Origin of the sequence: Nocardia shimofusensis NBRC 100134, assembly GCF_001613125.1 — a bacterium.
GTDB lineage: Bacteria > Actinomycetota > Actinomycetes > Mycobacteriales > Mycobacteriaceae > Nocardia > Nocardia shimofusensis.
The window spans coordinates 59,924-80,361 of record NZ_BDBT01000014.1; the positions used below are offsets into that span (position 1 = coordinate 59,924).

General features: G+C 69.5%; 16 protein-coding genes. 2 read left to right on the forward strand and 14 right to left on the reverse strand.

The genetic code is table 11. The features are described from left to right. Positions 1-369: 369 nt before the first annotated feature. Positions 370-1,839, forward strand: a complete 1,470-nt coding sequence (locus NS3_RS17015; RefSeq protein ID WP_245649663.1) for a three-helix bundle dimerization domain-containing protein — start codon at positions 370-372, stop codon at positions 1,837-1,839. Between the two features lie 24 nt (positions 1,840-1,863). Here the strand turns inward: NS3_RS17015 and NS3_RS17020 are convergent, their stop codons facing one another. Together NS3_RS17020 and dapA are read right to left on the reverse strand one after the other, a co-directional pair. Beyond that, a complete protein-coding gene (locus NS3_RS17020; RefSeq protein ID WP_067860781.1) occupies positions 1,864-2,817 on the reverse strand; it encodes an endonuclease/exonuclease/phosphatase family protein in 954 nt (317 codons plus the stop codon). An 83-nt stretch (positions 2,818-2,900) separates the two neighbouring features. Then, complete coding sequence (dapA, locus tag NS3_RS17025) at positions 2,901-3,809, reverse strand: 4-hydroxy-tetrahydrodipicolinate synthase (protein ID WP_067860948.1); 909 nt, start codon at positions 3,807-3,809, stop codon at positions 2,901-2,903. A gap of 73 nt (positions 3,810-3,882) precedes the next feature. Here dapA and NS3_RS17030 point away from each other — a divergent pair, with 73 nt between their 5' ends. Then, complete coding sequence (locus tag NS3_RS17030; protein ID WP_084495664.1) at positions 3,883-4,860, forward strand: LysR family transcriptional regulator; 978 nt, start codon at positions 3,883-3,885, stop codon at positions 4,858-4,860. Between the two features lie 27 nt (positions 4,861-4,887). On the opposite strand, the gene nuoN is transcribed toward NS3_RS17030, so the two are convergent. The 12 genes from nuoN to NS3_RS17090 are packed head-to-tail and all read right to left on the reverse strand — an operon-like array spanning position 4,888 to position 20,390. Beyond that, positions 4,888-6,507, reverse strand: a complete 1,620-nt coding sequence (gene nuoN, locus NS3_RS17035; protein ID WP_067860783.1) for an NADH-quinone oxidoreductase subunit NuoN — start codon at positions 6,505-6,507, stop codon at positions 4,888-4,890. Beyond that, positions 6,504-8,174, reverse strand: coding sequence for an NADH-quinone oxidoreductase subunit M (locus tag NS3_RS17040; protein WP_245649664.1), 1,671 nt, complete (start codon positions 8,172-8,174; stop codon positions 6,504-6,506). Before NS3_RS17040 ends, nuoN begins: the two co-directional genes overlap by 4 nt. An 11-nt stretch (positions 8,175-8,185) precedes the next feature. Beyond that, positions 8,186-10,069 carry an NADH-quinone oxidoreductase subunit L gene (gene nuoL, locus NS3_RS17045; RefSeq protein WP_067860952.1) on the reverse strand — a complete coding sequence of 628 codons (1,884 nt, stop codon included), beginning with the start codon at positions 10,067-10,069 and terminating at the stop codon, positions 8,186-8,188. A 16-nt stretch (positions 10,070-10,085) separates the two neighbouring features. Then, complete coding sequence (nuoK, locus tag NS3_RS17050; protein ID WP_067860785.1) at positions 10,086-10,385, reverse strand: NADH-quinone oxidoreductase subunit NuoK; 300 nt, start codon at positions 10,383-10,385, stop codon at positions 10,086-10,088. Next, positions 10,382-11,251: an NADH-quinone oxidoreductase subunit J gene (locus tag NS3_RS17055; RefSeq protein ID WP_067860787.1), complete on the reverse strand. Its 870-nt coding sequence runs from the start codon at positions 11,249-11,251 to the stop codon at positions 10,382-10,384. Before NS3_RS17055 ends, nuoK begins: the two co-directional genes overlap by 4 nt. Further along, positions 11,248-13,101, reverse strand: a complete 1,854-nt coding sequence (nuoH, locus tag NS3_RS17060; protein ID WP_067860789.1) for an NADH-quinone oxidoreductase subunit NuoH — start codon at positions 13,099-13,101, stop codon at positions 11,248-11,250. The genes NS3_RS17055 and nuoH overlap by 4 nt, the downstream gene beginning before the upstream one ends. Beyond that, positions 13,094-15,640 carry an NADH-quinone oxidoreductase subunit G gene (locus NS3_RS17065; protein ID WP_084495666.1) on the reverse strand — a complete coding sequence of 849 codons (2,547 nt, stop codon included), beginning with the start codon at positions 15,638-15,640 and terminating at the stop codon, positions 13,094-13,096. Before NS3_RS17065 ends, nuoH begins: the two co-directional genes overlap by 8 nt. Next, on the reverse strand, positions 15,637-16,962 hold the full coding sequence (gene nuoF / locus NS3_RS17070; RefSeq protein WP_067860791.1) for an NADH-quinone oxidoreductase subunit NuoF: 1,326 nt from the start codon (positions 16,960-16,962) through the stop codon (positions 15,637-15,639). Before nuoF ends, NS3_RS17065 begins: the two co-directional genes overlap by 4 nt. After that, positions 16,959-17,699, reverse strand: a complete 741-nt coding sequence (nuoE, locus tag NS3_RS17075) for an NADH-quinone oxidoreductase subunit NuoE (protein WP_067860793.1) — start codon at positions 17,697-17,699, stop codon at positions 16,959-16,961. Before nuoE ends, nuoF begins: the two co-directional genes overlap by 4 nt. Continuing rightward, the gene (gene nuoD / locus NS3_RS17080; RefSeq protein WP_067860795.1) at positions 17,696-19,060 is read right to left on the reverse strand and encodes an NADH dehydrogenase (quinone) subunit D; all 1,365 of its coding nucleotides are present in this window, start codon (positions 19,058-19,060) and stop codon (positions 17,696-17,698) included. Before nuoD ends, nuoE begins: the two co-directional genes overlap by 4 nt. Next, a complete protein-coding gene (locus NS3_RS17085) occupies positions 19,060-19,839 on the reverse strand; it encodes an NADH-quinone oxidoreductase subunit C (RefSeq protein WP_084495668.1) in 780 nt (259 codons plus the stop codon). The genes nuoD and NS3_RS17085 overlap by 1 nt, the downstream gene beginning before the upstream one ends. Further along, positions 19,836-20,390 (reverse strand): NuoB/complex I 20 kDa subunit family protein, encoded by a 555-nt coding sequence (locus NS3_RS17090; protein WP_067860797.1) that lies wholly within the window; start codon positions 20,388-20,390, stop codon positions 19,836-19,838. Before NS3_RS17090 ends, NS3_RS17085 begins: the two co-directional genes overlap by 4 nt. Between the last annotated feature and the right edge of the window lie 48 nt (positions 20,391-20,438).

Below are 20,438 nucleotides of genomic sequence, written 5' to 3' on the forward strand. Positions count from 1 at the left end.
CGCGGTGCCTCCGAGCGCCGACTCGGGGAGTACCGGCGGCGAACGGCCGGTGTCGGGCGGCGAATACTCCGATGAACTCTGCCCCGGCCGGTCACGCCGGACATCTCAGGTCTCACCGAGCCGAATCCGATCACAGAATGCGCCGCCAGCAGGGCATATGCTGTCGGCGCATCCGTCTCGGTGACCCGTGAAAGTTGTTCTCCGGCAACGATCGACGCTTCGAAGACCGCACACCGATGTCTCTTTCCGGGGGTAACGTGGCCCGGCGCGAAGAGGAAGACAGCCCGGCGCGAAGAGGGAAGTAGCCCGGCGCGAAGAGGGTGGCGGCGTCGTGAACGCCGGTCGAGTACGAAGTCCGAGGAGTTGCTGGTGCCTGTCGAAACAACCCGCGAAGAACAGGCTTTGCGCCGCTTGACCGACAGTCTCGTCGAGAGCTACGCCGGACAGCACCCGCCGGAACGAGTGCGCTCGGCTATCGGCGACGCGCGTGAGAAGTTCGACGGCACACCGGTGCGCGAGTTCGTGCCCGTCCTCATCGAACGCATCGCCCGTCGAGAACTCGACGGCCACGCCGAGCCCGAGGCGGCACGCGAACACCTCGCGACGCCGGTGCCGAACCCGCACCACAACGCGGTGGAAAGTGCCGCGGTGGAAAGTGCCGCGGTGGAGCATGTTTTCCCCGATGCAGGCAGCCGCGCCGGAACGCCGGGCCTGCGGCGCTTGCTGCCGATCGCCGCGACGTCGAGCCCGCGTCGCCTGTTGCCGATCGCCGCAGCGCTGGCCCTGGTCGCCATCGTGGTCGTCGCCGTGGTCGCCGTCGCCGGCCGCGAGCCCTCCGATGCCGCGGCGGCAGGCGGCACCACCGACCTGACCACCGTGCGCGGCGCGGTGGGCTCGGAGAAGGCGTCCTTCTTCGAAGACCCCCGCGTCGCCGAAGAACTGGCCCGCGACGGCCTGCGCGTCGAGATCGAACCGGCCGGCTCGCGCCAGATCGCCGACATGGATCTCACCGGCTACAGCTTCGCCTTCCCCTCCAGCGTCCCCGCCGCCGAACGCATCCTGCGCGCCCACGACATCAGCACCCGCTACACCCCGTTCGCCTCCCCGATGGCCATCGCCACCTTCACCCCCATCGCCGAGGTGCTCACCACCGCGGGCGTCATCCGCCCCGGCCCCGCCCCCACCTTCGACATGGCGCGCTATCTGGAACTGGCGCAACGCAATACCGAATGGACCCACCTGGCGGGCAACACCGCCTACCCGGTCCGCAAGAACATCCTCGTCTCCACCACCGACCCCCGCACCTCCAACTCCGCGGCCATGTTCCTCGCCATCGCCGCGTTCGTCGCCAACGACAACGCCGTCGTCCAGGGCGCCGAAGCCCAGCAGCGGGTACTGCCGCTGCTGTCGCGGCTGTTCACCGGCCAGGGCTACGCCGAGAACTCCAGCGCGGGCACCTTCGGCGAATACCTGACCGCGGGCATGGGACCGGCCCCGCTGGTCCTGATCTACGAAGCCCAATTCGTCGAAGCGAAAGCGCAAGGCCGCATCACCCCCGACATGGTGCTGACCTACCCCACGCCCACGGTCCTGTCCACCCACACCGTCGTCCCCCTCGACGACGCGGGCGACCGGCTCGGCCGCCTGCTCACCGAGGACCCCGAACTCCAGCGTCTGGCCGCCGAACACGGCTTCCGCACTCGCGACACCGCCGCTTTCGCCGCGGTCGCCGCCGAGCACCGGGTTCCCGTGCCCGCCGAGGTCATCGATGTCGTCGACACCCCCACCTACGAAACTCTCGAAGCGCTGCTCCAGGGAGTCATCACGGCGTACAACTGAGCTGGGGCGAGTGCCGCGTCGGGCCTACGATCCGAGGTGGATCCGCGCCACCACGGCGCGGTGGTCCGCTCCCGGCAGCTCCACCGTCTCCACCGAGACCGCTCGGCCACCGGCGACGAGAACGTGGTCGATGCCGACCAGCGGCGGCCACCGCTTGTCCGTCGGATACGTGACCAGATGCCCCGCACCCGCCTGCTCGGCCGCGTCGCCGAAACGTCCCGACGCCATCGCGCGGTACTGCGCGTGATCGTGGGTCGCGTTGAAGTCGCCACCGGCGATGACCGGCCGATCCGACGGCGACCGGCCGAGAATCTCACGCAGACGGGACAATTCGTCGGCCCAGACCTCAGTGCTGTATACCGGCGGCACCGGATGCAGCGCGTACACCGTGACCGGGCCGACCTCGGGAATCGCCGCCGTCGCCGACAACTGGTTCAACACGAACCCGTCGTACTCGACCGTCTCCGACAGCGGGTAGACGCTCCAGATCCCCGTCCCGGCTGCGGTGCGGCCGGGGGAGAGGTACCGGTACGGCAACAACTCGTCGAGCCCCGCCGCGCCGAGCGTCTCGACCGCCGTGGGCGTCAGCTCGTTGACGGTCAGCACATCGACGCGCCGCTCGCGCACCTGATCGACCAGCGCGCGGGGATCGGCCCCGTCGAACAGCAGATTGGCCTGCATCACCGTCACCACCGGACCGTTCTCGTCCCCGGAACCAGAGATGTACAGCGGAGCCTGCGTCCACGCCGCGGCGGCAACGACGACGACCGCGACCCCCGCACCCACCCGGCGCCGCGAGGCGACGAACACCGCCAGCCCGACGAGTGCGGAACCCATCAGATACGGCGCACCCGACGCGGCCAACACCAGCGGTTGCCAGGACAGTCGACCGACATGCAGCGCGACCCCGGCCACCCCCGCGAGCGTCGCGGCCCACGCGAGCACACCGACACCGACCCGGACCAGTTTCGAATTCATATCCGGCTCGTGACAACAGCCCACATCCCATGTCCCCTTCCCCGGACGGTCACAACACTGTATCGACTGGTCCGGGTCCGGAATCACACCGGCGCGGCGAGGACGGTCATCGCCTCCCGCAGCCGCGCACGCTCCGGCGCGGCCGCCTCGAGCAGCGGAAGACGCACCGTCGCGTGCTCGATGACACCGAGTTCGGCCAGCGCGGCCTTGGCCATGACCGCGCCCTGCGAGGTGCGCATCACCGCGTCGATCAGCGGGATCAGCGCGGTGTGAATCGCTCGCGCCGCGACCAGATCACCGTCGCCGACCGCCCGCTGCAACTGCGCGATACGGTCCGCGGCCACATTGCCGACCACGCTGACCACTCCGGTCGCCCCGCACGCGAGATACGCCGGATTGAGTTCGTCGATGCCGCAGTAGTAGGCCAGCGACGTGCGGGCCATGACCGACATCGCCTCGAACAGATCGCCTTTGGCGTCCTTGACCGCCCGTATCCGGGGATGCGCGGCCAGCTCGATCAACGTCGCGGCCTGCATGGCGATACCGGTGCGAGCGGGCACGTCGTAGAGCATGACCGGCAGCGCGGTGGCGTCGGCGACCGCGAGGCAGTGCGCCACGACCCCGGCCTGCGACGGCTTGGAGTAGTACGGGCACACGACGAGCAGCGCGTCCGCGCCGGCCGCCTCGGCCTCCCGCGCCCGCCGCACACTGGCCGCGGTGTCGTAGGAGCCGACCCCGGCGATCACCTTCGCCCGGCCCGCCGCCGCGGACACCACCGAGCGCACGAGACCCACGGCCTCGGCATCGCTCACCGTGGGTGATTCGCCGGTGGTGCCCGCCACGACGAGGCCGTCGCACCCCGTGGCGAGCAGGTGCTCGACCACGTTCTCGAGGTCGGGCTCGCTGATCGTCGTGTCCGGCCGCATCGGGGTCACCATCGCCACCAGGTTCGTGCCGAAGAGGTCGGCCGCGCGGTGCTGTGTCTCGGTCATGACCCCGATCCTGTCCCGCATGACATCTGCGGTCCAGCGATGCTTTCTGGACGATATTCATTAGCATGGCTTCATGATCGATGTCGGCGCGCTGCGCGCACTCCAGTCGGTGGCCGCGCTCGGCACACTGGCCCGCGCGGCCGACGAACTCGGTTTCACCGCCTCGGCGGTCTCTCAGCAGATCAAACGACTCGAACAACAGATCGGGGTGCCGGTACTGGCCCCGGCCGGTCGCGGCGTCGTACTCACCGCCGCGGGTACGGCTCTCGTCGACTCCGCACCGGAGGTGTTCCAAGCGCTCGAACGCTGCACCGAGGCCGCCCGCTCGGTCGCCGACGGCGCACCACGCGGCACCCTGCGCGTCGCCGCGTTCTCCACCGCCGCCCGCGGCCTGCTCGCCCCCACCCTCACCCGCCTGGCGACCGGTTGCCCCGACCTGCGCGTCCACATCACCGAACAGGACCCGGCCCAAGCGCTGCACAGCGTCGCCGCGGGCACCGCCGACCTCGCCCTCGTCCACGACGCCGACGGCCTGCCCGCACCCCTGCCGCCCACGCTGACCAGCCGCCACGTCCACACCGACATCGGCGACGTCGTCATGGCCCGCACCCACCCGCTCGCCGCCCACGACCAGCCCCTCACCGGTGGCGACCTCGCCGGACACGCCTGGGTCACCAGCCCACCGGGCACGGTCTGCCACCAATGGTTCCGGCGACTGTTCGCCGACCTCCCCGCCGACCCCGACGTCCGTCACCTCATCGACGATTTCGCCACCCAACTCGCCCTCGTCGCCGCGGACGGCGTCCTCGCGCTCGTCCCCCGCCTGGCCCGTCCGCCGCTCGGCGACGACCTCGTCTCCCGGCCGCTGGCGCGCACCCCCACCCGTGAAGTGCACGCGGCCTGGCGCCGCAGCGCCGACGCCAGCCCCGCGATCCGCGCGACCCTCGCCGCGCTGCACCGACTGCGAGACGACACGCCTTCGTCACCGAGTCCCGCCCGAAGCGGCGGTATCGGCCCAGCCGCCGGCGAGGCGTCGAGAACACGGTCATGACCGTGCTCACCCGCCGCTCACCGGGGTTCAACTCACGAAGGTCGCCGCCTGCTCGGCCAGATCCAGCAACGGCTGCGGGAACACGCCGAACACCAGCGTGCCGATCCCGGTCAACAAGATCAGCGCCCAGGTCAGCGCGGGGGAGCGGACCTCAGGAGCATCGGCGGGCGGGTCCGTGAAGAACATCATCACGATCACCCGGACATAGAAGAACGCCGCCACCGCGCTGGTCAGCACGCCCACCACGACCACCGACGCGCCGTAGCCCGACGCGGCCGCGTTGAACACCGCGAACTTCGCGATGAAGCCGCTGGTGAGCGGCAGACCGGCGAAGGAGAGCAGCAGCAGCGCGAAAACCGTTGCCGTCCACGGGGACCGGCGGCCCAGACCGGCCCAGCGGGCCAGTCCGGTGGCTTCCTCGTCGGTGTCGTCGCGCACCAAGGTGACCACGGCGAACGCGCCCACCGTGCTCAAACCGTAGACGGCCAGATAGAACAGCGTCGCCGCGATCCCCGCCGCGTCGGCCGACAGCAGACCGGTCAGCAGGAATCCGGCGTGCGTGACCGACGAATAGGCCAGCATCCGCTTCACATCGGTCTGCGTCACCGCCAGCACCGCGCCGACCACCATCGTCGCGATCGCGATCGCCGCCACCACCGGTCGCCAATCGTCCACCATGCCCGGCGCCCCGACATAGAGCACGCGCGCCAGCGCACCCACCGCCGCGACCTTGGTCGCCGCCGCCATGAACGCTGTCACCGGCGTCGGCGCACCCTGGTAGACGTCCGGCACCCACGCCTGGAACGGCACCGCCCCGATCTTGAACAGCAACCCGACCGACAGCATGGCCAACCCGAGCAGCCCCAGCAGCGGATCACCCGACTGGGCGGCGATCGCCTCGGCGATGCCGCTCAACCGCACCGTGCCCGCCTGCCCGTACAGCAACGCCACACCGTAGAGGAAGAACGCCGACGAGAACGCCCCCAGCAGGAAGTACTTGAGCGCCGCCTCCTGGGACAACAGCCGCTTGCGCCTGGCCAGCCCGCACAGCACGTACAACGGCAGCGACAGCACCTCGAGCGCCACGAACATCGTCAGCAGATCATTGGCGGCCGGGAACAACAGCATCCCGCCGACCGCCAGCATGGACAGCGGGAACACTTCCGTGGCCAGCGCACCCGCCCGCGCGGCGGCCTTCTCGTCCGCACTGCCCGGCACCGCCGCCGCCTGCGGAGCGAACGCGTCCAGACCACGCTCCATCGTCGCCGCCGCGCGACTCCACGTGCCCGGCCCCGACCGCGCCTGCACGCCCTCGGTGCGCCGCTCGGCCATCAGCAGCACCGCGATCAACGAGACCACCAACAGCGTGCCCTGCAGGAACAAGCTCACCCCGTCGACGGCGACGGCACCGGCCACCGCCGTCTGTTCGGCGCCCGCCAACGCGACCACCGCACCGAAAGCCGCCAGCAGCCCGGCGACAGCGAGGGCGAGCTGGGTGCGGTAGCGCCACGGCCGGGGCGCGAAAGCCTCGACCAGCACGCCGGCCACGCCGACGCCGAAGACGATCAGCATCGGCGACAGCGCACCGTATTCGATGCTCGGGGCGGGCAGCGCCGCGGCCAGCGAGTGTGTCGCGGAAACGGTCACCGGTGTCCACCTTCTTCCTCGAGCTCCGGCGCACCCGCGACCGGCGCGGGCACCGTCGGCGCGGGATCATCCCGTCCGATGGTCGTCAACGTCTGATCGACCGCGGGGTCCACATAATCGAGCACCGCCCTCGGGTACAGGCCCAGCAACAGCAGCGCCGCGATCAACGGGGCGACGACCAGCAGCTCGCGCGGCACCAGATCGGGCAGCTTCTCGTTGCCCTCCTTCACCGGACCGGTCATCATCCGCTGATACATCCACAGCACATAGATCGCCGCCAGCACCAGCGCGCCGGTCGCGAACACCGCCGCCACCTGGTAGCGGCTGAAAGTGCCCACCAGAACCAAGAACTCGCTGACGAACGGCGCCAGGCCGGGCAGCGACAAGGTCGCCAGGCCCGCGATGAAGAACGTGCCCGCCAGCACCGGCGCCACCTTCTGCACCCCGCCGTAATCGGCGATCATCCGGCTGCCGCGCCGCGACACCAGGAAACCCGCGACCAGGAACAGCGCCGCGGTGGAGATGCCGTGATTGACCATGTACAGCGTCGCCCCCGACTGGGACTGACTGGTCATGGCGAAGATGCCGAGGATGATGAACCCGAAATGCGAGATCGAGGTGTAGGCGATCAAGCGCATCACGTCGGTCTGGCCGATCGCCAGCAGCGCGCCGTAGAGGATGCCGATCACCGCGAGTGTGATCACCAGCGGCGCATAGGTTCCCGAAGCCTCCGGGAACAGCGTCAGGCAGAACCGCAGCATGCCGAACGTGCCGACCTTGTCGACCACCGCCATCATCAGCACCGCGCTCGACGGTGTCGCCGCCACCGCCGCATCCGGCAGCCAGGTGTGCAACGGCCACAGCGGGGCCTTCACCGCGAAGGCGAACATGAAACCGAGGAACAGCGCGTTGAGCACCGCCGGATCCGCCCCGAGGCCGCCGGTATTCGCGGCCTCGACCACCACGCGCAGATCGAAGGTACCGCCGCCGCCGGCGCCGAGCCCGTCGCGGACGGTGAGCACGTACAGACCGATCACCGCGGCCAGCATGACCAGCCCGCCCAGCAGGTTGTAGAGCAGGAACTTCACCGCCGCGCGGGAGCGGGCCGCGCGGACGGCGGCATCGGCGGTGCGCGGGCCGAAACCGCCGATGAGGAAGTACATCGGGATGAGCATGGCCTCGAAGAACACGTAGAACAGCAGGATGTCCAAGGCCAGGAACGACATCAGCACCATCGCCTCGACCAGCAGTGTCAAGGCCACGTAGACATGCGCGGCGCGAGGCCCCCCGCCTGCCTCCCGGTCGTCGTTCCAACCGGCCAGGATCAGCAACGGCACCAGCGCGGTGGTCAGCAGAACCAGCACCAGCGCGATGCCGTCCAGACCGAGGGTGTAGCCGGCGCCGAAAGCCGGAATCCACTCCTGGGATTCGACGAACTGGTACTGCGCTCCACCGGGTTCGAAGGCCACCGCCAGCCCGAGCGCGATCGCCAGCACACCGACCGACACCGCGAGCGCCAACGCGCGGGCCAGGGTCCGCCGCGCCGCCGGAAGCGCCAATACCACCAGCGCACCGGCCACCGGCAGCAGCCACAGGACGGTCAACCAGGGGACACCACTCACGCCTGCTTCGTTCATGACCGCCTCGTTCATGACCGCCTCGCTCATGACTGCCTCGCTCACAGGATGCGCACCGCCACCAGGGCGGCGGCCACCAGGGCCGCGCCGGTGAACATGGACAGGGCATAGGACCGCACGAAACCGGTCTGGACGCGCCGCGCCCGCGCCGACAAGCCACCGATGAACGCGGCGATGCCGTTGACCAGTCCATCGATGCCGCGATTGTCGACGAACACCAGCGAGCGGGTCAGATGCAGACCGGGCCGCATCAGCAGCGCCTCGTTGGCGGCGTCACCGTAGAGATCCTTGCGCGCGGCCACGGTCGCGAAACTCGCTTCCGGTGCGGTACGCGGGATCTCGGCGCGACCGTAACGCTGATAGGCCACGCCGGCTCCGATCACCACGACGGCCAGCGCCAGACCGGTCACCACGATCGGCGGCACCGCGTGCTCGGCGTGCGAGACCCCGACCACCGGTTCGAGCCAGTTCTGCAGCGAATTGCCCAGCACCAGCAGCCCGCCCGAGGCCACCGAGCCCAGCGCGAGCAGGATCATCGGTCCGGTCATCGACACCGGCGACTCGTGCGGGTGGGTGTCCGGCGCCCAGCGTCGCTCACCGAAGAAGGTCATCAGCATGACGCGGGTCATGTAGAAGGCGGTCAGGCCCGCGCCGAGCAGCGCCACCGCGCCCAGGGCGTACCCACCCGCGCCGCCGGAACCGAAAGCCACCTCGATGATCTTGTCCTTGGAGAAGAACCCGGCGAACGGCGGCACACCGATGATGGCGAGATAGCCGAGACCGAAGGTGACGTAGGTGATCGGCAGCAGCTTGCGCAGCCCGCCGTAGCGGCGCATGTCGGTCTCGTCGTCCATCGCGTGCATGACCGAGCCCGCGCCCAGGAACAGCCCCGCCTTGAAGAAGCCGTGGGTGAGCAGGTGCATGATCGCGAAGGCGTAACCGGCCGGACCGAGGCCCGCGGCGAGCACCATGTAGCCGATCTGGCTCATCGTCGAGGCGGCCAGCGCCTTCTTGATGTCGTCCTTGGCGCAACCGATGATCGCGCCGAACATCAAGGTCACCGCGCCGACGAGGACCACAGCCAGCTGCGCGCCCGGCGCCAGATCGAAGATGGCGTTCGAACGGGCGATCAGGTAGACGCCCGCGGTGACCATGGTGGCGGCGTGGATGAGCGCCGACACCGGGGTCGGACCCTCCATCGCGTCACCGAGCCAGGACTGCAACGGCACCTGCGCGGACTTGCCGCACGCGGCCAGCAGCAACAGCAACCCGATCGCGGTCAGCGTCGCCTCGCTCGCCTCCGGCGCGGCGGCGAACACCCCGTCGAAGTCGATCGAGCCGAAGGTGGCGAACATGACCATCATCGCCAGCGCCAAGCCCGTGTCGCCGACGCGGTTGACCACGAACGCCTTCTTCGCCGCCGTGGCGGCCGAGGGCTTGTGGAACCAGAACCCGATCAGCAGATAGGAGGCCAGGCCGACACCCTCCCAGCCGAGATACAGGACCAGGTAGTTGTTCGCCAGCACCAGGATCAGCATCGCGGCCAGGAACAGGTTCAGGTAGGCGAAGAAGCGCCTGCGGCCGGGATCGGCGCTCATGTAGCCGATCGAGTACACGTGGATGAGCGTGCCGACACCGGTGATGAGCAGGGCGAAGCACATCGACAGCTGGTCCAGGCGCAGCGCGAGGTCCACCTGCAGGCTCGCGACCGGAACCCAGGTGAACAGTTCGGCCTGGATCGCACGAGCGCCTTCCGCACGGCCGAGCATCTCGACGAAAGCGAACCCGGCGACGGCGAACGAGGCCAGCGCGGCCACGGTGCCGAGCAGATGGCCCCAGCGGTCGGCGCGGCGGCCGAGCAACAGCAGAACGATCGCGCCGGCCAGCGGCAGCGCGGGCAGGAGATACAGAGACGCGGTAGCCATGTCGGAACCGTCCATGTCAGAACCGCAGCAGACTGGCGTCGTCGACCGAGGTCGAGCGGCGGGCACGGAAGATGGTCATGATGATGGCCAGGCCGATGACCACCTCGGCGGCGGCGACCACCATGGTGAAGAACGCGATCACCTGACCGTCGAGGTTCGTGTGCAACCGTGCGAAGGTGACGAACGCCAGGTTCACCGCGTTGAGCATCAGCTCCACACACATGAACACCACGATCGCGTTGCGCCGCAACAGGACTCCCGCAGCGCCGATGGTGAACAACAGCGCGGACAGGAACAGGTAGTTCTCTGGATTCACCGGGTGCCTTCCTCATCGGCGGAATCGGGATGCCGCGTCCCCTCACTCGCGGATCCACTGCGCGAGGAGCCCTCGCCCGAGGTCTCGCCGCCGGAGCCGACCGACAGGACGGCGGCTTCGGTGAGGGCCCTGGTGCGGCGATGGCGCAGGATCGTGCTGACCGAGAGTTCCTCGAAGGAGCCGTCGGGCAGGCGCGCCGGGACATCGACGGCGTTGTGCCGGGCGTAGACACCCGGCGTCGGCAGCGGGGTCGCGCGGGAGACACCGTCGCGGAACCGGTTGCGCGACATCTCCCGCTGGGTGCGGCGGGCACCGAAGTTCTCGCGGTGGGCGAGCAGCATCGCGCCGATGGTCGCGGTGATCAGCAGCGCGCCGGTCAACTCGAACGCCCACACGTAGCGCAGGAAGATCAGCTCGGCCAGTTCGGCGATCACATCCCGGCCGGGGAACCCGCCGCCGGGGAAGACCACCCCCGAATCGCGGATGCCGATCCCGATCCCGGCGATCAGCAGCAACCCGAACCCGACCCCGACCACAGCTGCCGCCAGGCGTTGCCCCCGGATCGTCTCGCGCAGCGACTCCGCGGAATCCACGCCGACGAGCATCATGACGAACAGGAACAGCATCATCACCGCGCCGGTGTAGACGACGATCTGCACCACGCCCAGGAACAGCGCGTCCTGGGCGATGTACATGATCGCCAGCGCGATCATGGTGGCGGCCAGGCAGATCGCCGAATGCACGGCCTTGGCGGCGAACACCATGCCCAGCGCGCCGAGCACGGTCAGCGGGGCCAGTATCCAGAACTGGACGGCCTCCCCGGTGGAGGTCCTGGTGAGGGTTTCGGCGGCCATGAGTGTGGTCATCGCGCGCCTCCTTCCGCGGCGGCGACGGCGGGTTTCTCGGAGGTACCGTTCGCCTCACCGTTCGCCGCCTCACCGTTCGCCGCCTGACCGTTCGCCGCGTGACCGTTGTCCGAGCCGCCGGGTACCAGGCCGAGGTAGTAGTCCGCCTCGGTGGTCCCCGGCGCCATGGCGTGCGGCGGGGCCTGCATCCGCGGGGCGAGCGGAGCCAGCAGGCGGTCCTTCTCGTAGATCAGCCCGGCGCGGTTGTCGTCGGTCATCTCGTAGTCGTTGGTCATCGTCAGGGCGCGGGTCGGGCACGCCTCGATGCACAGACCGCAGCCGATGCAGCGCAGATAGTTGATCTGATACACCCGTCCGTAGCGTTCACCGGGTGAGAAGCGCTCGTCCTCGGTGTTGTCCGCGCCCTCGACGTAGATCGCGTCCGCCGGGCACGCCCATGCGCACAGCTCGCAGCCGATGCACTTCTCCAAACCGTCCGGATGCCGGTTCAATTGGTGCCTGCCGTGATAGCGCGGCGCGGTCGGCACCTTCTCCTCGGGATAGAACTCGGTGTTGGGCTTCTTGAACATGGTCGCCGCGGTGACAGCGAACCCGGCCAGCGGCTCGAGCAGCCCACCCTTCGGGTCGATCCGGTGCGCGTCGGCGGGCATCGGCGGGGTCGGGAAGCCGAGGAACACCGCCCCCGACTCCGGTTCGTCCTCGGGCAAGGGCGCGGCGCCGGAACGCTTTCCGGCCCGCAGGAACCGGCCGATCATCGCCAGCGTGATCACCACACCCAGCACGACCTGCGCGGTGATCGCCCACTCGTAGCCCTCCGAACGCAGCAGCCGCGCGCCCGCCACGACCATCACCCACAGCAACGAGACCGGGATGAGCAATTGCCAGCCCAGACGCATGAACTGGTCGTAGCGCAGCCGGGGCAGCGTGCCGCGCAACCAGACGAACACGAACATGAAGGACCACAGCTTGACGGTGAACCACAGCAGGCCCCACCAGCCCGCGTCCGCGCCGTCGATCATGTTGAACGGCCACGGCGCGCCCCAACCGCCCAGGAACAGGGTGGTCGCCAGCGCCGACACCGTGCCCATGTTCACGTACTCCGCGAGCATGAACATCGCGAACTTCAGTGAGGAGTACTCGGTGTGGAAGCCGCCGACGAGCTCGCCCTCGGCTTCGGGCAGGTCGAACGGCGCCCGGTTGGTCTCACCGACCATCGACACGCAGTAGATGAGGAACGAGGGCAGCAGCAGGAACACGAACCAGGTCGGATGCTGGGCGCCGACGATCCCGGAGGTTGCCATGGTGCCCGCGTGCAGGAACACCGCCGCGAAGCACAGCGCCATGGCGATCTCGTAGGAGATCACCTGCGCGGTGGAACGCAGGCCGCCCAGCAGCGGGTAGGTCGAGCCCGATGCCCAGCCGGCCAGCACGATGCCGTAGACGCCGACGGAGGTGATGGCCAGCACGTAGAGGACGCCGACGGGCATGTCGGTCAGCTGCAGCGCGGTGGTGTTGCCGGCGATCGACACCTCACCGCCGAGCGGGATCACCGCGAACGCCATGAAGGCGGTGATCACCGAGATGATCGGCGCCAGAATGTAGATCGGTTTGTCCACGATGGCCGGCACGAGATCTTCCTTGAACGCCATCTTCACGCCGTCGGCGACCGACTGCAGCGCACCGAAGGGACCCACCCGGTTCGGGCCGATCCGCATCTGCATGCGCGCCACGACCTTGCGTTCGGCGAGCACCGCGACCAGCGGGATCGCGATGACGAACACGAACACGAACACCGATTTGGCCAGTACCAGCCAGAACGGGTCGTGGCCGAACAGTGAGAGCTCAGGCATGGTCGTCCTCCCGCACGGTCGTCTCACCCGGTGCGCTCTCCACCCGCCGCAGCCGCACCACGCTGCCCACCGCGACGGCGAGTTGTTCGGTCAGCGCCGAACCGGGAGAGTTCATCGGCACCCACACCACCCGATCGGGCATGTCGGTGATCCGCAGCGGCAGGATGATCACCCCGCGCTCGCTCGCCGCCGCCACGAGATCACCGGTGGCCGCGCCGATCTCGTCGGCCGTCGCGGCGGACAGCCGCAGCACCGGCACGCGGGCCAGACCCGCGAGGTTCTCCTCGCCGTCCTGCATCCGACCGTTGTCCAGCAGCATCCGCCAGCTCGCCAACAACGCCGTGCCCGGTCCCGGACGCGTCGGCGGATGCGCGCGGTGCGCCGGTGGCGCGAGCGGTTGCCCGTCCCATACGCCGAGAGCGGTGAGTTCGGCCCGCGCCGCCGCCGGATCGGGCAGGCCGAGCGACGAACCCATGGCGGCGGACAGAGCGTGCAGTACCCGCAGATCCGACAGCGGTGCGGCGGTGCGCAGGACCGTCGAATCACCGAGTACGGTGTCGAACGATCGCGCCCGGCCCTCCCAGGTGCGGAACGTGCCCGCTTTCCCGGTCACCGAGGCCACCGGGAACACGACATCGGCGCGATCGGTGACCTCGCTGTGGCGCAGTTCCAGACTCACCACGAACGGCGCCCGCTCGAGCGCGGCCAGCGCCGCCGCTGGATCCGGCAGGTCGGCCGGTTCGACACCGCCGACGACGAGCGCGCCGAGCCGCGGTGCGGCGTCGAGAATGCCCGTGGTGTCGCGACCGGCCGCGGTGGGCAGTTCGCCGCACCGCCACACCGCGTCGACCTGCTCGCGTGCCCGCGCATCACAGACCGGGCGACCGCCCGGCAGCAGCCCCGGCAAAGCGCCGGCTTCGATCGCGCCGCGCTCACCCGCCCGCCGCGGCACCCACACCAGGGTGGCCCCGGTCTCCTCGGCCAGCCGCACCGCCGCCGACAGCGCTCCGGGCACGGTCGCCAGGCGCTCGCCGGCCATGATCACCGCACCGGGCTCGCGCAGCAGCCGTCCGGCGCCGCGCAGGGTCTCGACGTCGATCCCCGAGACCGACAGGCCGGACGCGGCGTCGACGGTCGGCGGGGCGGTGATGTTCGGCGGGGCGCCGGCGTCGAGTAGTGCGTCGAGCAGGTGCGGTTCCCCACCGGGCGCGGTCGCCAGCAACGTGCCCGACATCCGTTCCAGACCGCGCGAGGCGTACGGCGCCAGCGAGAACACCGGAAGCCCGTGGCGGCGTGCGGCTTTGCGCAACCGCAGGTAGACGATGGGGGATTCCTCTTCGGGCTCGAAGCCGGCCAGCAGCACAATCGGCGCGCGTTCGAGCCTGTCGTAATCGACCGTGATGCCTTGCCCGGCGACACGAGCGGCCAAGAAGTCGGCCTCTTCGAGCGAATGCGGCCTGGCGCGGAAGTCGATGTCGTTGGTGGTCAGGACGGTACGGGCGAACTTGGCGTAGGCGTAGGCGTCCTCCTCGGTGACCCGCCCGCCGACCAGCACACCCGCATTGCCGCGTGCGCCGCTGAGGCCACGCGCGGCGGCCGCGAGCGCTTCCGACCACGACACCGGGTGCAGTTCACCGTCGTCGCCGCGCAGCAGCGGGGCGGTGATCCGGTCGCGCAGACCGGCGTAGGTGAACGCCCAGCGGCCCTTGTCGCAGTTCCATTCCTCGTTGACGGCGGGATCGTCACCGGCCAACCGGCGCAGTACTTTTCCGCGCCGGTGGTCGGTGCGTTGCGCGCACCCGGAGGCGCAGTGCTCGCACACGCTCGGCGAGGACACCAGGTCGAACGGGCGGGCCCGGAACCGGTAGCTGGTCCCGGTGAGCGCGCCGACCGGGCAGATCTGCACGGTGTTGCCGGAGAAATACGACTCGAACGGCTGCGCCTGAGCGGTGCCGACCTGCTCGAGCGCGCCGCGGTCCATCAACTCGATGAACGGATCACCGGCCACCTGCTGGGAGAACCTGGTGCAGCGGGCGCACAGCACACAGCGTTCCCGGTCCAGCAGTACCGCACTCGACAGCGGAATCGGTTTGGGATAGGTGCGTTTGACGCCCTCGAAACGCGATTCCGGGCGGCCGGTGGACATCGCCTGGTTCTGCAGCGGGCACTCGCCGCCCTTGTCGCACACCGGACAGTCGAGCGGGTGATTGATCAGCAGCAACTCCATCACGCCCTGCTGCGCGCGTTCGGCGGCCGGGGAACTCAGCTGGGTGTGCACGATCATGCCCTCGGCGACGGTCTGCGTGCAGGAGGCGACCGGCTTGCGCTGGCCCTCCACCTCGACCAGGCACTGGCGGCAGGCGCCCACCGGTTCGAGCAAGGGGTGATCACAGAATCGGGGGATCTGGATGCCGATCAGCTCGGCCGCGCGGATCACCAGGGTTCCCGCGGGCACCCCGACCTCGACCCCGTCGATGACGACGGTCACCAGATCGGCCGGTACCAGGCCACTGGCGTTGCTGCTGACGGTGGCGGTCATCGCACCTCTCCTGCCTCGGCCCACGCCGTGGCGCGCGCGGGATCGAACGGACATCCCGCACCGTCCAGATGCGCGGCGTACTCCTCGCGGAAGTACTTCAGCGAGGACATGATCGGGCTGGCCGCGCCGTCGCCGAGCGCGCAGAACGATTTGCCCAGCACGCTGTCGCTGACGTCGAGCAACTTCTCCAGGTCGGCCGCGACGCCCTCGCCGTTCTCGACGCGCCGCATCAGCTGGACCAGCCAGTAGGTGCCCTCCCGGCAGGGCGTGCACTTGCCACACGACTCGTGGGCGTAGAACTCCGTCCAGCGCAGCACCGCCCGCACCACGCAGGTGGTCTCGTCGAAGATCTGCAGCGCCTTGGTGCCCAGCATGGAACCGGCCGCCGCCACGCCCTCGTAGTCCAGCGGCACGTCCAGGTGTTCGTCGGTGAACAGTGGGGTCGACGATCCGCCCGGCGTCCAGAACTTGATCCGGTGCCCGGCGCGCACTCCGCCCGCGTAGTCGAGCAACTCCCGCAAGGTGATCCCCAGCGGCGCCTCGTACTGGCCGGGGCGGGCGACATGCCCGGACAGCGAATAGAGGGTGAAACCGGGGGACTTCTCGCTGCCCATCGACCGGAACCAGTCGGTGCCGTTGGCGATGATGGCCGGCACGCTGGCGATGGACTCGACATTGTTGACCACGGTCGGGCAGGCGTAGAGACCGGCCACAGCGGGGAACGGCGGGCGCAGCCGAGGCTGGCCGCGCCTGCCTTCGAGCGAATCCAGCAGCGCGGTCTCCTCGCCGCAGATGTAGGCGCCCGCGCCCACGTGCACGATGAGTTCCAGATCGAAACCGGAGCCGAGGATGTCACGTCCGAGCAGGCCCGTGGCATAGGCCTGGTCGACCGCGGCGCGCAGGCGGCGCAACACCGGGACGACCTCACCGCGCAGATAGATGAAGGCGGTGTTCGCGCGGATGGCGTAGGCCGCGATGATGACGCCCTCCACCAGGGTGTGCGGGGTGGCGAGCATGAGCGGAATGTCTTTGCAGGTGCCCGGTTCGGACTCGTCGGCGTTGACCACCAGGTAGTGCGGTGCGGTGACGCCGTCCGGGCCGGGGCCCTGCGGGATGAATCCCCATTTCAGGCCGGTGGGGAAGCCCGCGCCGCCGCGACCGCGCAGCCCCGCGTCCTTGACGGTCTGGATGACCTCGTCGGGATCCATCCGCAAGGCCTTGCGGAGCGCACCGTAGCCGTCGCGGCTCAGATAGCTCTCCAGGGTCCATGCGTTCGGATCGTCCCAGTGCGCGCTCAGCACGGGGGCCAGCGGCGTGCTCATCGCGATTCCTCCGAGTCCGGTCGCGGGGCATCCGGTCGTGGGGCGTTCATCCCACGCTCACGCGCCACCTCGAACCCGGCCAGGGTCGCCGCACCCGCCTCGCCGTCGAGGACGCCGGGACGCTCGTCGCGGAAACCGGCCAGGATGCGGGCGGTTTCCCGGAAGGTGCACAGCGGCGCGCCGCGACTGGGCCGGACCTGATCGCCCGAGCGCAGCGCGTCGACCAGCGCGCGCGCCGACTCCGGGGTCTGGTTGTCGAAGAACTCCCAGTTGACCATCACCACCGGCGCGTAATCGCAGGCTGCGTTGCATTCGATGTGCTCGAGGGTGACCGCGCCGTCGGCGGTGGTCTCACCGGGCGCGACTCCGAGATGTTCGGTCAGGTCCGCCAGGATGGCGTCGCCGCCCAGCACCGCGCACAGCGTGTTCGTGCACACGCCGACGTGGTAGTCGCCGGTCGGGGTGCGCCGGTACATCGAGTAGAAGGTGGCCACCGCGGTCACCTCCGCACCGGTCAGACCCAGTTGCGCGGCGCAGAATTCGATGCCGGTGCCGGTGACATACCCGTCCTGCGACTGCACCAGGTGCAGCAGCGGCAGCAGCGCCGAGCGCGGATGCGGGTACCGGGCGATGATCTCCTTGGCGTCGAGCTCGAGGCGTTGGCGCACGGCCGGCGGGTAGGGTTCGGGCCGCGTACTCAGTGGCAGGAGAATCGGTTCGGACTGTCGGTCGCTCATCGGTCGACACCACCCATCACCGGGTCGATGCTCGCGACCGCGGCGATCACGTCGGCGACCATGCCGCCCTCGCACATCGCCGCCACCGCTTGCAGATTCGTGAACGAAGGGTCGCGATAGTGCACCCGATAGGGCCGGGTGCCGCCGTCGCTGACCATGTGCACCCCGAGCTCGCCGCGCGGGGACTCCACCGCCACGTACACCTGGCCGGGTGGCACCCGGATGCCTTCGGTGACCAGTTTGAAGTGGTGGATCAGGCCCTCCATCGACGTGCCCATGATGCGGCCGATGTGGGCGGGGGAGTTGCCGAGACCGTCGGCGCCGAGGGTGAGGTCGGCCGGCCAGGCGATCTTCTTGTCGTCGACCATCACCGGGCCGGGACGCAGCCGGTCCAGGCACTGCTCGACGATCTTCAGCGACTCCTTCATCTCCTCGACGCGGATCAGATAGCGGCCGTAGCAGTCGCATCCGGTGGTGACGGGGATGTCGAACTCGTAGTTCTCGTAACCGCAATACGGCTGGGACTTGCGCAGGTCGTGCGGCAATCCGGTGGAGCGCAGCACCGGTCCGGTGATGCCCAGCGCCATGCAGCCGGTGAGGTCGAGGTAGCCGATGTCCTGGGTGCGGGCCTTGAAGATCGGGTTCTCGGTGAGCAGATGCTCCATGTCGCGCAACCGCTCGGGCATGAGATCGAGCAGTTCGCGCACCTTGGTGACGCCGTCGTCGGGCAGATCCTGGGCCAGGCCGCCGGGACGGATGTAGGCGTGGTTCATCCGCAGGCCGGTGATGATCTCGAAGACGTCGAGGATCAGTTCGCGCTCACGGAAACCGAACAGCATCGGGGTCAGTGCGCCCAGCTCCATGCCGCCGGTGGCCAGGGCGACCATGTGCGAGGAGATCCGGTTGAGCTCCATCAGCAGTACCCGGATGACGCTGGCGCGTTCGGGGATCTGCTCGGTGATGCCGAGCAGGCGTTCCACCCCGAGGCAATAGGCGGTCTCGTTGTAGAACGGCGAGAGGTAGTCCATGCGGGTCACGAAGGTGACGCCCTGGGTCCAGTTGCGGAACTCGAGGTTCTTCTCGATGCCGGTGTGCAGGTAGCCGATGCCGCAGCGGGCCTCCACCACCGTCTCGCCCTCGATCTCGAGGATCAGCCGCAGCACTCCGTGCGTGGAGGGATGCTGCGGGCCCATGTTGACGACGATGCGTTCTTCGCGGGCGTCGCCGAGGGTTTCGGCGACGGTGTCCCAGTCCCGGCCGGAGACGGTGACGACGGTTTCGCCGCGTTCGGTGTCGGGATCGGTCGGTTGTGTCGGCCCCGGTGCGCGGTGGCGGCCGGGCCGGGTGTCGGTGTCCTTCACTAGCTGTACGCCCTCCGCTCGTCGGGCGGCGGGATGCGCGCGCCCTTGTATTCGACCGGGATCCCGCCGAGCGGGTAGTCCTTGCGCTGGGGGTGACCACGCCAGTCGTCGGGCATGGTGATGCGGGTCAGCGACGGATGACCGTCGAAGACGATGCCGAAGAAGTCGTAGGTCTCGCGCTCGTGCCAGTCGGTCGTCGGATACACCGGGAACAGCGAGGGGATGTGCGGGTCGGCGTCCGGTGCGCAGGCTTCCACGCGCAGGGTGCGATTGTGGGTGATCGAGCGCAGCTGATAGACCGCGTGCAGTTCGCGGCCGGTGTCCTCGGGATAGTGCACGCCGTTCACGCCGAGACACAGCTCGAACCGCAACGCGGGATCGTCGCGCAGGGCACGGGCGACGGGCTCGAGGTGCTCGCGGCGCACGTGCAGGGTCAGTTCGCCGCGGAACACCACGATCTTCTCCACCGCCTCGGCGAAGCCGGTCCCGTTCCCGCCGAGCGCGGTGGTCAGCGCGTCGACGACCTCGTCGAAGTAGCCGCCGTAGGGCGGCGGGGTGCTGCCGGGCAGCAGGACCGGCCGGACCAGGCGTCCGTAGCCGGAGGTGTCGCCGGTGTCGCGGCTGCCGAACATGCCGCGTCGGACGCCGATCACGTCCGCGCCTCGCGCCTCCGATTCCGTTGGCGGAACGGTCGATTCGGGACCTACCCCGGGATCGGGGATGTTCGTGTCGGCCCCGGGGTTTTCGGAGCTGGTGTTGTCGGGGACGTCGAAGGTCATCGCAGCAGCCCCTCCATGCGGATGGTCGGCGGGGCGGCGAGGGCGGCCTGCTCGGCGGCGCGCACCGCCTCCTCCCGGTTCACGCCGAACGGGGTGTGCGCGATCTTCTCGTGCAGTGCCAGGATCGCGTTGAGCAGCATCTCCGGGCGCGGCGGGCAGCCCGGCAGATAGATGTCGACCGGGACCACATGATCGACGCCCTGCACCACCGCGTAGTTGTTGAACATGCCGCCGGAGGAGGCGCATACGCCCATGGCGAGCACCCATTTCGGCTCGGCCATCTGGTCGTAGACCTGGCGCAGTACCGGCGCCATCTTCTGGCTCACCCGCCCGGCCACGATCATCAGATCGGCCTGGCGGGGCGAGGCGCGGAACGCCTCCATGCCGAACCGTGCGAGGTCGTAACGGCCGGCGCCGGTGGCCATCATCTCGATGGCGCAGCAGGCCAGGCCGAAGGTGGCGGGCCAGAGCGAGCCCTTGCGTAGGTATCCGGCGAAATCCTCTACCGTGCTCAGCAGGAATCCGCTGGGCAGTTTGTCCTCGAGACCCATATCCGACTGACACTCACTTCCACTGTGCGGGCGAAACTCCGGCGGCGA